The organism is Chloroflexus aurantiacus J-10-fl (genome assembly GCF_000018865.1).
Taxonomy (GTDB): Bacteria; Chloroflexota; Chloroflexia; order Chloroflexales; family Chloroflexaceae; genus Chloroflexus; species Chloroflexus aurantiacus.
Genome location: NC_010175.1, coordinates 266085 through 279506, shown reverse-complemented (window position 1 = coordinate 279506; position 13422 = coordinate 266085). Strand labels below are relative to the sequence as shown.

Annotated in this window: 11 protein-coding genes; 4 read left to right on the top strand and 7 right to left on the bottom strand. The window is 55.3% G+C overall.

Going from position 1 to position 13422, the window contains the following annotated elements; all coding sequences use genetic code 11:
- Positions 1-55: 55 nt before the first annotated feature.
- Positions 56-832 carry an expansin EXLX1 family cellulose-binding protein gene (locus CAUR_RS01110; protein ID WP_012256128.1) on the top strand — a complete coding sequence of 259 codons (777 nt, stop codon included), beginning with the start codon at positions 56-58 and terminating at the stop codon, positions 830-832.
- A 249-nt stretch (positions 833-1081) separates the two neighbouring features.
- Here CAUR_RS01110 and CAUR_RS01105 read toward each other — a convergent pair whose 3' ends face one another.
- Positions 1082-1465: a hypothetical protein gene (locus tag CAUR_RS01105; RefSeq protein WP_012256127.1), complete on the bottom strand. Its 384-nt coding sequence runs from the start codon at positions 1463-1465 to the stop codon at positions 1082-1084.
- A gap of 274 nt (positions 1466-1739) precedes the next feature.
- Between CAUR_RS01105 and asd the strand changes: the two genes are divergently transcribed.
- Together asd and CAUR_RS01095 are read left to right on the top strand one after the other, a co-directional pair.
- A complete protein-coding gene (gene asd / locus CAUR_RS01100) occupies positions 1740-2789 on the top strand; it encodes an aspartate-semialdehyde dehydrogenase (protein ID WP_012256126.1) in 1050 nt (349 codons plus the stop codon).
- Entirely contained in the window at positions 2786-3838 is a 1053-nt protein-coding gene (locus CAUR_RS01095; protein WP_012256125.1) for a hypothetical protein, read from the top strand. Before asd ends, CAUR_RS01095 begins: the two co-directional genes overlap by 4 nt.
- A gap of 82 nt (positions 3839-3920) precedes the next feature.
- On the opposite strand, the gene CAUR_RS01090 is transcribed toward CAUR_RS01095, so the two are convergent.
- A complete protein-coding gene (locus tag CAUR_RS01090) occupies positions 3921-4340 on the bottom strand; it encodes a response regulator (protein ID WP_012256124.1) in 420 nt (139 codons plus the stop codon).
- A 1113-nt stretch (positions 4341-5453) separates the two neighbouring features.
- On the opposite strand from CAUR_RS01090, the gene CAUR_RS01085 reads away from it, so the two are divergent.
- Positions 5454-6311, top strand: coding sequence for a carotenoid biosynthesis protein (locus CAUR_RS01085; protein ID WP_012256123.1), 858 nt, complete (start codon positions 5454-5456; stop codon positions 6309-6311).
- Here CAUR_RS01085 and CAUR_RS01080 read toward each other — a convergent pair.
- The 5 genes from CAUR_RS01080 to hemW form a co-directional block, all read right to left on the bottom strand.
- Positions 6232-7038: a lysophospholipid acyltransferase family protein gene (locus CAUR_RS01080; protein ID WP_012660405.1), complete on the bottom strand. Its 807-nt coding sequence runs from the start codon at positions 7036-7038 to the stop codon at positions 6232-6234. The two genes, CAUR_RS01085 and CAUR_RS01080, sit on opposite strands and share 80 nt — an antisense overlap.
- An 18-nt stretch (positions 7039-7056) precedes the next feature.
- Positions 7057-7539: a hypothetical protein gene (locus CAUR_RS01075; protein WP_012256121.1), complete on the bottom strand. Its 483-nt coding sequence runs from the start codon at positions 7537-7539 to the stop codon at positions 7057-7059.
- Positions 7540-7820: 281 nt separating this feature from the next.
- Positions 7821-10505, bottom strand: coding sequence for an Ig-like domain-containing protein (locus CAUR_RS01070; protein ID WP_012256120.1), 2685 nt, complete (start codon positions 10503-10505; stop codon positions 7821-7823).
- Between the two features lie 584 nt (positions 10506-11089).
- Entirely contained in the window at positions 11090-12142 is a 1053-nt protein-coding gene (gene dusB, locus CAUR_RS01065) for a tRNA dihydrouridine synthase DusB (RefSeq protein WP_012256119.1), read from the bottom strand.
- A 95-nt stretch (positions 12143-12237) separates the two neighbouring features.
- Positions 12238-13419, bottom strand: coding sequence for a radical SAM family heme chaperone HemW (gene hemW, locus CAUR_RS01060; RefSeq protein WP_012256118.1), 1182 nt, complete (start codon positions 13417-13419; stop codon positions 12238-12240).
- Between the last annotated feature and the right edge of the window lie 3 nt (positions 13420-13422).

Below are 13422 nucleotides of genomic sequence, written 5' to 3'. Positions count from 1 at the left end.
TCTATCCGATGCTCCTCAGCACACTGGTCATGGGAGGGGTTGAAAGAGGTTCTGCATGCAATGGTCTGCCGGAAGGTTACAGATCGCTCTCGTAATCTGCCTGACAGGGTTTTTCTGGCTTATTGCCAACCCAGTCTTTACCCAACCTCCGTATCGTGTTCATCTGCCTTTAGTGGTACGTCCGGCCCAAAATCCACTGCTGAGCGGTGAAGCTACCTTCTATCTCGAAGCCGATGGCAGCGGGAGTTGTCTATTTGATCCCATTCCAGGCGATAAGATGGTTGCCGCGATCAGCTACCTCAATTACGGAAATGCCGATTACTGCGGTGCGTATGTTGAGGTCTTCGGGCCGCAAGGTAGTGTCGTGGTACGGATTGTTGATATGTGCCCGGACAACCCCGGTTGTGGGCAAAACCATCTCGATCTCAGCCCCGAAGCCTTTGATCGCATTGCCCCACGCGCCTGGGGAAGAGTTCCGATCACCTGGCGTGTGATCAGTCCACCACTTAGCGGGCCGGTGCAATTTCATCTTAAGGATGGCAGTAATCCGTGGTGGCTGGCATTTCAGGTTCGCCATCATCGTAATCCGATTGCCCGCATGGAATATCGTACACCCCAGGGACAATGGGTACAACTGAACCGAACCACATACAACTATTTCATCAGACAGTGTCAGTGTGCCAATGGCGAACTCGGCCCCTTTACCCTACGCATAACTGACATCTACGGTAATGTACTGACCGAGACGGTACAGTTTACGACGCTATCACGGAGCAGTAATTCGCCAGGTGAACTGGTGAGCGGGACGGGTCAGTTTCCTTACGGGCCGTAGGTTACAGACTATGCCTCATCCTCTGCTGATCGCTGGAGACAATATGTCGTATGGGAATGCAGATAAGAACAACACCTTTACCTTATCGGTAAGAGGTGTTGAACTGTTTTCTTCATCTGTCGGATGTGAATAGTGTTACCGTCCAACGTGTGGCTGGGCAAAGCTATGGTCAAACCAGAATTTGCTCAGCTCTGCATTCCCATTCAGGAAGGGGTGCAGAGGGATGTATGAACTGCCCCTGCTGTGCTGTCAGACAAACTCAAACCGTTCCAGCTCACTGCGTCGAAATGAAGCATAAACTGACAGATCACGAATGGTACGCTGAATCATATCACGCTCGATAGGATCATTGTAACTACGGACAAGACGCCGAATTGCCTCGTGCCATTCCGGCGGCGGTGTGTATCGATACACGGGTTGACCACCTGTGACCTGGGCTACTGACAGGAAGCCGGCAGCAGTCAGGTCTTCAAGCGCCTGCTCTACACTCCAAATATCACGGAAGAGCCGCTCGGCAATTGCGGCTGCGGTCAATTCACAGCGTGGATGCTCATGGAACATCAGGAGCATGTGCAGCTTGGTTGGTGTGTCGAGCACCTGCTCTAGCAAGCGTTGGACGAGTGGGTCGATCATAGTGCTGCTCCCTCCTTTGTGATCGACAATGATCACGTATTACACTACCTGACGAACGACTCCTGCGTCGTGGGAGGAGCATGAAACGGGGCAAAAATGAAAAATGTTTCAGGTATCACGGAAATTATACATCATCGTTTGGTAAAATGCCATACCTTTGCCGACTTTTTTCACAACTTTGGTGAGCAAATTACAACAGATTTTGTTGTGTATGCAACTGTTCAGAAGCGGGTATAATGTGGGGTGACAATGTGCTATCGCCAGGAGGTTACAGATGGCAACAATTCCGGTTGCAGTGCTTGGTGCCACCGGTGCAGTGGGCCAGCGCTTTATTCAATTACTCGAAGGACATCCATTGTTTCAGGTTGTTGCATTGACCGGTAGCGAGCGCAGTGCAGGGAAGAAATATCACGAAGTGTGCCGATGGGTACTCGACACCCCGATGCCGGCAGCCGTCGCCAATCTCACCGTGCTCGATGCCGATGCCGATCTACCGGCTCAGCTCGTCTTTTCTGCTCTCCCCAGCACGGTCGCCGGCCCGATTGAACAGCGTCTGGCAGCAGCCGGGCATATTGTCTGCTCCAATGCTTCGAATCATCGCATGGAGCCGGATGTACCTCTGATTATTCCTGAAGTGAATCCCGATCATCTGGCCCTGATTCCGGTACAGCGCCGGCGCCGTGGTTGGTCAGGGGCGATTGTGACCAATCCTAACTGTACGTCCACGCCGGCAACGATGGTCTTACGCCCACTGCTTGATACGTTTGGCGTGCGGCGGATGCTGTTGGTAAGTATGCAGGCTCTCTCTGGTGCAGGCTATCCGGGTGTGCCCAGCTACGATGTGGTTGACAATGTCATCCCCTATATCGGTGGGGAAGAGCCAAAACTGGAAATTGAACCTCAAAAGATGCTCGGTCGGTTAGAGGGGGAGACGATTGTGCCGGCTGGGTTCACGACCTCAGCCCATTGCAATCGGGTACCGGTGTTAGAGGGACATCTGGTCTGTCTCTCAATTGAGCTGGAGCGCAAAGCTGATCCGGCAGAGATTGCGACGGTGCTAAGTAATTTCCGTGCTCTACCCCAGGAATTGCGGCTGCCTACCGCACCAGAGCAACCGATTATCGTGCGCCACGAGCCGGATCGGCCACAGCCACGCCGTGATCGCGATGCCGGACGTGGTATGGCAACGGTTGTGGGCCGCATCCGTCCATGCTCATTGTTCGATATCAAGCTGATTGCACTGAGTCACAATACAATTCGTGGCGCCGCCGGTGCCTCTATTCTCAATGCCGAATTGATGCACGCACAGGGGTGGCTGGCATGAGTGCCTGGGCAACGATTGCTGATCTGACCGAAGATCGCGTCATTTATCGCGATTTACAACCTTGCGATGCCAGCTTGCCCGGCTTGCCGGCACTGCGCACGCTTCTCGGCTTACCTGCCAATGCAACGCCGCGGAAGCGTGATACGGCGTATGCGCGGGTCATTCTGGCACTGGCACGTGCTGCTCAGGCGTTGCGGAATGGGCCACCGCTGACACACGTTGTTGTGATCGGGGATACCGAGAATGATCGACTCTTGACCCTGCACCTCCAGGCGCTTGCCGAGGTCGCTGCATATGGCTTCATCGGTGTTGATCGCCCGGTTGCACCGGCGACGCTCGATTGGGAGGGCGTGGTGGCAACAGCGACCCGTTGGGCGCTTGTGCACGAGTGGGCAGCCACGTTGACGGCTCGTGGGGTTCCGTGGGCGCAGACTGCGGTGTTAATCGATATCGATAAGACCTTGCTGGGGCCACGTGGGCGTTCTGACGGAGCGATTGACGATGCACGGGCTGAAGCGGCCCTGATCGTAGCAACGGATTTATTAGGGGATCGGTTTGATCGCACCGTTTTTCGTCAATACTACACCACTTTGTGTCGCCGCGAATGGCACGCAATTACGCTCGATAATCAAGACTATACCGTGGCGATGGCTCTCTTCGCCACAGTTGATGTGTTCGATCTACCGGCAATTGAAGTGCAATTAGCAGCCGGGCTATCACCAACGCTGCTCGAATTGCTGATCGCTGCTCAGCAGGTGCCGGTTGAGTTGCAGGCATTACGCCGGCAATTGATCGAGCAGATTGAGGCCGGTAACCCTACACCGTTCACCCAGTTTCGACGGGCTGAACTGGTCACGACCGCGGCGCGTATGGCAGATGGACGGTTGACGTTGAGTAATGAGCTGTTTACGCTGGGACGACGGCTACAGGCGCAGGGTGCTCTCTTAATGGCCGCCTCGGATAAACCGGCTGAATCTGCGTTACCCTCTCCTGAACAACAGACCGCCGGTCTGCTGCCGCTTCACCGGACACCTGCACTGCTGGATTGAGATGTAACGGGGCAACCGCCAGGGTTGCCCCGATGAGCGCTATTGAGCCTTTTGCGAGGTTGCAGGTAGTTGGTGACGGAAACTAACCGTTAATAATCCGTTCTCGCATTTGTTTACTGCCAGGCAGAAGTTGCTTAATGTTCTCGATCAGTTCATCGATAAAGAAGGGCTTGGTCATGTAGCTATCAATAGCAGCTTCCTTCACAGCCTCGCGAACTTCTGCTGAATCGTAGGCGGTAACCATGAGGGTTGCCGGATAATAGCCTCGTTCACGCAACGTCTTGACTAATCGCACACCATTCATGCCCCGCAGATTGTAATCGCTGATTAGCAAGTCGAATGGCTGCGCCTCCCAGCGTTCGAGTGCTTCTTCCGCACTGAGAACCGACTCAAACTCGTAGGGCGTATTAATGCTGCGCATTGCCAGTTCAATAATCCGCCCGATATTATTATCATCCTCAACGAGGAGAATCCGCACCGGATGACCATTTGTGTTAACCATGAGACACCCCCTGACCCCTACCCTGCGCCGTTGCAAAGGTTGTCAGTTGAGAGGTGGCGCCGGTGACAATAGTACTTTTCTCCTAAATTCAGTTTAGCACAAATGGTACCTAAACACAATAACAGTTTTGTCAAGAAATAGCTGTTCAGGATGAGGAATAAAGCAGAAAATTCATAAGTAGTTTGTTGCTTTGTCGAACGTATCTCGTAAAACTGTGCCGTGGTAATACTTTGTTGTGGCATATAACATGTGTGCCACTCGTGGAGCAGGCTGGATGCCTGCTCCTCAGCCTTCCTCCGCTCTCATTTGGTGACGGTGGTACGGGTGATGGAAGCGTTCGGGTGGGAATCCCACCCCTCGGAAAGGGTCAAATGCCATCATTGGACTGATGAATAACGATTATCAGTAGTATCAATTTCAAAAAACGGCTATGAGAAGGCATCTCATTCATCCCTGACCGACTCTATGATTGCGACGAGCACCTACCGCATCCCCGTGACCAGCAGGGTCAACGGCGTGCCACGCGTTTGATCATGAGCGCGGCTGCTGCGGCAGCCATGCTGCCGCACTCCAAACGCCGCGACACGGGCATGACGAGCGGGCAAGGCACCCAATTCAGCGTGCGATGGCACTGGAGATCGTCGTCAGCCCTCCTCGCTGCCATACCAGCAGCCTGGCAGCAGAATAAGCTGACGTTAGCGATTGGCAAGTGTTCATGCGCTTGGGCGACCATCTGGGAGCACGACTGCACAGCTTTTGTGAAATAAGTTCTAGTATCAATGAAGGTGTGATATTACGTGGCATGCGAAGCGGATAAGGGTTCATCAGTGAGTGTGCTTTGGGTTTGCGTCGTACCGGGTATCTGCCCGTCAATCACGTGGAAAAGGTACTAAGCAAATTCTCATTTTCAATGACCTTCTAACGTTAGCGCTGGAATCTATCTGTCTGGCCGTGACTCTGCTATTCTCAGGCTCTGGCCGGTTCATTAGTCGCTGTCTTCACCGTCAGATTTCAATATAACGCCATGGCTTTGACAGGCCATGAAAGCGAATCTATAATCAACTATAGGGGCTACCGAATGGTATGACCCATTTATCAGGGATATACTACTCTATGTTTTCCGATCAGTCTATACTACAGAATTTGCGTCGTGCTGTTGTCACGCTCTTTGCTGTCTACCTTTTCATTTATCCCTTTGCAATCGTGTTGGTGGCCCTTGATAAGGTGCCGGTCTGGGGAACGTGGATGGGAGGAGCGCTGCTTATTTTGCAAGGCACGCTCATGGGATTCTGGTTGACGGTTCGTTATCGGTGGTGGGGGGCGATTGCTGCTGGTCTGATCCTGGTCGTATCCTGGGCGGTTGAGCATGTGGGGGCAACCACAGGCTTCCCTTTTGGTAGCTATTCGTACACCGATGTGCTGCAACCACAAATTTTTGGCGTGGTGCCACTGGCAATCCCGTTTGCCTGGCTCTTGATCGTGGTTGCGGCAGTTGGTGTGGCCGAGCGCATCGGCCACCGCGATGGTAAGCCGGTCAATGATCATCAGCTTAATCCAACTCGCGTGCTGACGGCGGCATCATTCGCGTTGTTACTTGACGTAACTATTGAGCCGTTTGCCGTCTATATCAACCGTTACTGGGTCTGGTCAAGCGCAGAGGGTGGAGTCTATTACGGCATTCCGGCTTCCAACTTTATCGCGTGGTGGGTGACGAGTCTGATCCTGTCGTGGGTGTTGCTCCATCAGCGACGATCAGCCGCTCGCCGTGGTCATACGCCACAGCCGTTTATGATCTGGCTGCCACCAGTGCTCTACCTGACCAATCTGACGATGTTTGTCGTAGTCAATCTTGCCCGTGGTCAGGTCTTGCCCGCCCTGATTGGTGGTTTGATTATGATCGTGCTCGCAGGCGATTGGCTGCTACCGCGGCTGGCCCGTCGTCTCCGCCGCGTCGCCGAAACCAACCCCTGACTGCGTCCCAGGTGCGGTCAATGCCCCAGCGTCCACTGAGCAGCGGCTGAAAGCGACCGAGCCGCTGCTCGATCACATCAGTACGTAATCGGTCAACCGCATCCGTCAGGCGCATTGCCACATCGCGCCGGATTGCTTCAATATCATCGCGACTGGCCGGTGGATGGGCAGGGCCAATCTGGACGAAAGCGTGTGGCCATTGCTGGCCCAGAAATTCGTAGCGTAAAGCAATCGGGCAGAGGGTTACATCGCCGACCAGTGCAGCGATGCGGGCAATACCGGGATAAACGGTCAGTGGCCGATAGTCGTTTGCCTCGATCCGTCCCTGCGGAAAGATGTAGAGTGCTCGATCTCGCCGTTCGCGTAACAGATTCGCAGCGTAGAGCTGCGAGCGTTGCGCATCATCAGGATCGCGTCGTTCAATAGAAAATGCACCGCACCAGGTGAAGAAGCGGTAAGCACGTAGTTGACGCTCTTCCATCATGACATAACTATCAAACGCACGGTGCATGATGGCGCGATGGATCAGCATCATCATGTACCCATCCCACCACGCTGAATGGTTAAGGTAGAAGATGTACGGGCCGTGACGTGGGTCGGGACGCGGGCCGTATTGAGCAAACCAGACGTGATCGAAGCTCCGTTTGAGCGCCGGACGTGCGAGCAGGTAGTAGATGGCTTCATCGGCGATCCAGATTTTGTTTGCCGGAATGCGTGGGGTCGTCATAGCCTGCATGTGCTCTTTTCAGTGTGGCAATGCGTGCGGGGCGAGAGCAGCGCGTGCAGTAGCGTAAGCCGCCTGTACATCGGCCAGGGGTGGTTCATCGTCAGTGTTGGCAGCGCAGGTGCTGGCTATCCGCAGACCGCACGTGGCTGCCGCAGCCTGCAATGCGGGCAACACAGCAGCGGCATATGGGCCGACGGCGATGAGTGTGGCAAAGCGACCGCCAACCCCGGCAGCGTAAGCTGCACGCAAGAGGTTGTTGAGGCGGTTCGGGAGCTGTGGTGTGGTAGCCGGAGTGACGATCACGATCAACTCGGCGTCACGCATGTCGGTGATTATCTCAGCAATAAGCTGATCGGGTTGATCTGATGGGATTGTCCCTAAAAACGCAGCTCGTTTGACCGGCGGTAGCGCGGCCAGCAAACTGTTTAACATTACCGGCCCCGGATCATCCTCTTCAGCGCTGCCACAAATCCCCAGTGTAAACAGATACCCGTCATGCATACTACTGCCTGTCTGCTTTCTTCGCTCTTTCACTGTATTTCATAGTATCACAACTGGCAGGTCTTCAGGTCTCTCACATCAGGGCAGTGTGATTGTTCTGAGAGTGCAGGCCGCAGGATCGCGCCGGTGAGCAGTGGCTATGAAACTTGCAGCTTGCAGGTGGCAAATGTGTGACCAAAGGCGGGTTGTTGATTTATGATGATGCTGCGCAATAGCCTGACCCCTCGCCTCTCCCGGAAGCCTGGAGAAGGGAGGGGCCAGGGAGCGATGAAGCCACGATCCTACCGCATAATCACCGGCAAATAGATACGAATTTCAGGCTGGTAGGTCACCTCGTTGTCAGTACTGGTGCTGGCCGTATTACCGTTCCCTGCCAGGTCTTGCACGACATTCACCGGAATACTGGCGATGACCGTACCGTTGCCGCTCATCCCACTGACTACTACCTCGAAGGTAGTGCCGTTGTTTGGCGCAATCTCGGTGATGGTGACAGTCAGTGTGCCGGGTGCACTACCACCGAGCGTAATATCGCTGGCGGTGAAGGTGGTCGGGTTAATCGGCTTATTGAAGATCACGATGAAGCGGATCGGGCTGCTAATGGCCGGGTCTGTCTGTGCAGGAGCCTGGTTAATGGTGACGGTCAGCAGGCTCCGATCCACAGTATAGCTCTCACCGCCGGTGAACGGCAGCCCGCCGACGGCATTGCCGGCCAGGTCGGTGATGGTGGCAGCGGTTGGAATGTCCAGCCGCAGGCTGCCATCGCCGCTGCCGGTCGTGACAGTAACGGTGTAGGCCGCGCCACTACCACTCACGCTACTGACACTCGCGCCGCTGATGCTGCCGGTGGTGGTGAGGCTGAAGTCGGTGCTGTCCAGACCGGTGACCGGCTCGCTGAAGGTGACGGTAAAGGTCGCCGTGGCGGCGTTGGTGGGGTCAGCTTCGGCGCGGGTGATGCTCACCACCGTCGGGGTGGTCTTGTCGATGGTGTAGCTCTCACCGCCGGTGAAGCCACCGCTGATCGCATTCCCGGCGCTGTCGGTAATCCCGGTGCCGGATGGGTTGAGGTCCAGTCGCAGACTGCCATCACCACTGCCAGTAGTGACGGTAACGGTGTAGGACGCGCCACTGCCGCTCACGCTGCCGACACTCGCGCCGCTGATGCTGCCGGTGGTGGTGAGGCTGAAGTCGGCGCTGTCCAGGCCGGTGACCGGCTCGCTGAAGGTGACGGTAAAGGTCGCCGTAGTGGCGTTGGTGGGATCGGCTCCGGCGCGGGTGATGTTCACCACCGTCGGGGTGGTCTTGTCGATGGTATAGCTCTCGCCGCCGGTGAAGCCACCGCTAATCGCATTCCCGGCGCTGTCGGTAATCCCGGTGCCGGATGGGTTGAGGTCCAGTCGCAGACTGCCATCACCACTGCCGGTGGCCACGGTAACGGTGTAGGACGCGCCACTGCCGCTCACGCTGCCGACACTCGCGCCGCTGATGCTGCCGGTGGTGGTGAGGCTGAAGTCGGCGCTGTCCAGGCCGGTGACCGGCTCGCTGAAGGTGACGGTAAAGGTCGCCGTAGTGGCGTTGGTGGGATCGGCTCCGGCGCGGGTGATGTTCACCACCGTCGGGGTGGTCTTGTCGATGGTATAGCTCTCGCCGCCGGTGAACGGCAGCCCGCCGACGGTATTGCCGGCCAGGTCGGTGATGGTGGCAGCGGTTGGAATGTCCAGCCGCAGAGTACCATCGCCACTACCGGTAGTGACGGTAACGGTGTAGGACGCGCCACTGCCGCTCACGCTGCCGACACTCGCGCCACTAATGCTGCCGGTGGTGGTGAGGCTGAAGTCGGCGCTGTCCAGGCCGGTGACCGGCTCGCTGAAGGTGACGGTAAAGGTCGCCGTAGCGGCGTTGGTGGGATCAGCTCCGGCGCGGGTGATGTTCACCACCGTCCGGGTGGCAATATCTACTTCATATGCACCGATGTCGCAAACCACACTGCTGTTTCCATCGCCATCCTGTGGCCGTAAAACGCCGCGCTGATCGGTTGCTGCACAGTAAGCATTGCTCCCATTGTCAATCGCCGGACTACCGGTATTTAGAGGAAAGTAGGCGGGAGCACCTGTCAGGGGGCCTAAATCAGGATCAGACCCGATAATGTTACCATTCACACCATTTATCAAGCCACAGGCATTGGTGCTATCTTCAATCAGGTTATTATAGGCAGCCCCAATTGTGCCCAGGTTCACGCAATCACCGCTGCTACCACTATTTGCAACGATAGTATTGTAAAGATTGATAGTTCCGCTAACGTTGTAAATGGTTCCGCCAAGTAAAGCTGCGTTATTATTAGAGAAGGTGCTATTAGTGATAGTTACCGTGCCACCTGTATTATAAATAACTCCACCGAGAGTAGCTGAACTGTTATTGGTAAAAGTGCTACTGGTGATTGTGACGATACCACCTGTATTGTAAATTGCTCCACCCAGATTTGATGCATCATTGTTGGAGAAGGTACTATTGATAATATTTACTGTACCTCCCAGGTTATTGATCGCTCCACCAAGCGTCGCATTGCCATCAGTAACTGTCAGGTTGCTTAGGGTGAGATCCGCACCGACAGCGACGGTAAATATAGCAAGATTGTTTCCACTGATGACGATATTTCTGCCGCCATCAATGGTCAATGCCCCTTGTCCACTGGTAATATTTACCATCGGCGTATTTAGAACTATTGTTCCACTTACGCTAAACGTGATAACATCATCATCAGCACTGCCGGGGCCGCAATCATCGTTTGGAGGGATATTGTTAGAGGTTAGAATCGCTTCGCGAAGAGTACAAAGGTCATTATCTACGGTATCGTCGGCCAGACTATTAACAACAAACCCTGCTGCCTGAACTACGTGCATAGGCTGGTCAACACGCAGTAGCGTGACAATCAGCAAGAAAACCCAGAAACGGATCAGGAATCGTTTCATATAGGTTCTCCCTTTGTTGATAATTAGGTTAAGCCTTTAGTAAGTGAGTCACTCCTCTCTAAGTGGATACCCTAAGTAAAAGACGGGAAGGTGTTGCCGATACCATAGCCTGTCAGGTTTATATGTTGGTCATGTCAAATAATACGCTGCAAAAGTTGCATGGTGAATAGTATCTATACGACGATTGCTAAGTGAATTACTCTTTTTCTATGGTTGGCATTCTAGTAATAGCTCGTAACGAGTGTATTACCAACACTAAGGTTGCAGAGAATGTTTTTAGATGTGCCTGTTGAAGGTGATCTTATAGTGTTGTTGGTGAAGGCTATAGTTCACTTGTTTGGTGATGGTGATAATTAGCATGCCAGATGCGCCACCACCGGGTGTAATCGCTGGCAGTGTAAGGTGGATGGGTTGTCCGGCTGCCTGAAGATCACGAGAGGACGATCAGGCTGCTGATAAGCAGGTTGATCTACCCTAGAGAATGATTGGGGTGTTGGTCGGCAGGCTCTGCTCAACTGTCGTTCAGGTCAGGTAGTCGGTGAACAGGTTTCCGTGTCACCGGCTACCGCTTATCCGGCAAACGGCTAATCCGCCGCTACCATTTCCTGCACGACTCGGTCTGATTCGAGGAATGGGGCAAAAAATCGTTCGATGGCGTCACGTGCCTCGGCCAGGCTGGTTGATGTGTGAACGGCTACCCGCAGGTGGTTGCTGCCGGGCAGGCCAACATGAAACTGACCGATCAACTGTTTGATCTTGTTAAGCGCCAGCCGCTCTGGCAGTTCCTCGGCGCAAATGGTCATGTATTCGATCAAGAGGTTGCGTTTGTCTGCCGGCGTCGGTACGTATGGCGTCACTCCCCGCCTCAGATCGGCGATCTGGCGAAATATCCAGGGGTTGGCCATTGCTCCCCGTCCGATCATGACACCGTCGGCACCGCTGTCGCGCAGACGGATAAGCGCGTCGTGAGCGCTGGTCACGTCGCCACTTCCGATCACCGGGATGGAGACGGCCTGTTTGAGTGCAGCTACCCGCGACCAGTCGGCCTGACCTTTGTACCCCTGTTCGCGCGTCCGTGGATGCAGGGCCAGTGCAGATACGCCGGCTGCTTCAGCCCGCTTCCCGGCTTCAATAAAGTTGAGGCTCTGTTCGTCCCAGCCGGCACGAAACTTGAGGGTGACCGGAATCTGGACCGCCTCGCGCACGGCGCGCAAGAGCCGTTCCATCTTCGGTAGATCGCGCAGCAGCGCTGATCCGTGGCCACCACCGGTCACTTTGGGTGATGGGCAGCCACAGTTGATGTCGATAATGTCGGCCCCCAATTGTTCGACGACCCGCGCCGCATTTGCCACCAGATCAGGATCGTTGCCGGAGATTTGCATCGTCAAAGGCCGCTCTTCAGGCAAATAGTCGAGCAACCGATGTCGGCGCAGGGCTTTGGGGCTAACACTGGCCGCATTGGTCATCTCGGTACTCACCAGGCCACAGCCACCCAGCCGCAAGATCATGCGGCGAAAGATGCTATCGGTGACCCCGGCCATCGGGGCGAGGATGATATTTGGTTCGATTCGGATGTGCGCGACCTGATATGACGTGGGCAGGCGCGCAATTTCTTCGAGCGTTATGTTGTTGTTCATACCATCATTATAGCAGAGAGTGTGGACCCCGCTTGACATACTCTCGCAATCCAGGGGGCATGATATGATCGATTGCGGTACAAATGATGTCTTTTTTACACAAAATGTGCAAAGACCTGGTTGCCGAGCATCCGTCCACGCGGGGTGAGATAGACCCGCTGTGCGCTGCATTCGATCAATCCCTGCTGACTGAGCTGTTCGAGCGTTGGGCCGTAGTAATCCAGCAGTGATTGTCCGACACGGGCGGCGAAGTGGGCAAATCCGACCCCGATGTCGAGACGCAGCCCCATGAACATGGTCTCTGCTGCCAGATCGGCGGATGTGAGCAGGGTGGTTTCGGCGATTGGTCGCCGACCAGATTGCACAGCCGTGATGTAGCTGTCGATAGGGCGTAGATTCGCGTAACGTTGCGGAAAGACGTGGCCATGGGCGCCGGCACCGGCGGCAAGATAGTCGCTGTTGAGCCAGTAGGCCAGGTTGTGCTGACAGGCCAGGGCCGGTGGTGCATCGGGGCGGTCGGATACAGATGGGCGCACCCAGTTTGAGATTTCGTAGTGGCGATAGCCGGCAGCGCCAAGCATCTCCATCGCCAGTTCGTACATTGCACCGGTCAGGTCGTCATCGGGAATCTGCAAGCGTCCGGCGGTGACCTGCGCGTAAAGCGGTGTGTTCTCTTCCAGGATGAGCGAGTAGAGGGCAATATGGTCTACTTCCCATCGGATAATCTCGGTGAGGGTTGCCCGCCATTGCTCAATATCCTGCCCCGGCAAGCCGAAGATAAAATCCAGGTTGATCGATTCAAACCCAACCGCACGGGCGTCATTGAAACTGGCATAAGCCTCGGCTGCTGTGTGAATGCGGCCCAGCATCCGTAGCGTCGGGTCATGCAGACTCTGTACCCCCATACTGAGGCGATTGATCCCCAGACTACGCAGATCGCGCAGGTAATCGCGACCCAGGACGGTGCCAGGATTGGCTTCGAGCGAGATTTCCGCTCCTGTCAGTGGCACGATCTCCGCTGCGGCTTGCAGAATGCGTTCGATCTGCGCCGGCGAGAGCATGCTGGGTGTGCCCCCGCCGAAGAAGATGCTGGGGCGTAAGGCCGCCGCTTCGGGCGATGCCGGCAATGGCGGTAGCTGATCGCGCAACATTGCCAGCTCCTGGCACAGCGCATCAACATACGCTTCAATCCGGTGCTCCATGTTGGCGTAGGTGTTAAAATCGCAATAGGAGCAGCGCCGGTGACAGAAGGGAATGTGCAGGTACAGGTGACGCATAGG

Coding starts and splice junctions, on each gene's coding strand:
- hemW (WP_012256118.1), bottom strand. CDS start 13,419: ATGCGTCACCTGTACCTGCACATTCCCTTCTGTCACCGGCGCTGCTCC.
- CAUR_RS01105 (WP_012256127.1), bottom strand. CDS start 1,465: ATGATCGACCCACTCGTCCAACGCTTGCTAGAGCAGGTGCTCGACACA.
- CAUR_RS01080 (WP_012660405.1), bottom strand. CDS start 7,038: ATGACGACCCCACGCATTCCGGCAAACAAAATCTGGATCGCCGATGAA.
- CAUR_RS01110 (WP_012256128.1), top strand. CDS start 56: ATGCAATGGTCTGCCGGAAGGTTACAGATCGCTCTCGTAATCTGCCTG.
- asd (WP_012256126.1), top strand. CDS start 1,740: ATGGCAACAATTCCGGTTGCAGTGCTTGGTGCCACCGGTGCAGTGGGC.
- CAUR_RS01095 (WP_012256125.1), top strand. CDS start 2,786: ATGAGTGCCTGGGCAACGATTGCTGATCTGACCGAAGATCGCGTCATT.
- CAUR_RS01085 (WP_012256123.1), top strand. CDS start 5,454: ATGTTTTCCGATCAGTCTATACTACAGAATTTGCGTCGTGCTGTTGTC.
- CAUR_RS01090 (WP_012256124.1), bottom strand. CDS start 4,340: ATGGTTAACACAAATGGTCATCCGGTGCGGATTCTCCTCGTTGAGGAT.
- CAUR_RS01075 (WP_012256121.1), bottom strand. CDS start 7,539: ATGCATGACGGGTATCTGTTTACACTGGGGATTTGTGGCAGCGCTGAA.
- dusB (WP_012256119.1), bottom strand. CDS start 12,142: ATGAACAACAACATAACGCTCGAAGAAATTGCGCGCCTGCCCACGTCA.
- CAUR_RS01070 (WP_012256120.1), bottom strand. CDS start 10,505: ATGAAACGATTCCTGATCCGTTTCTGGGTTTTCTTGCTGATTGTCACG.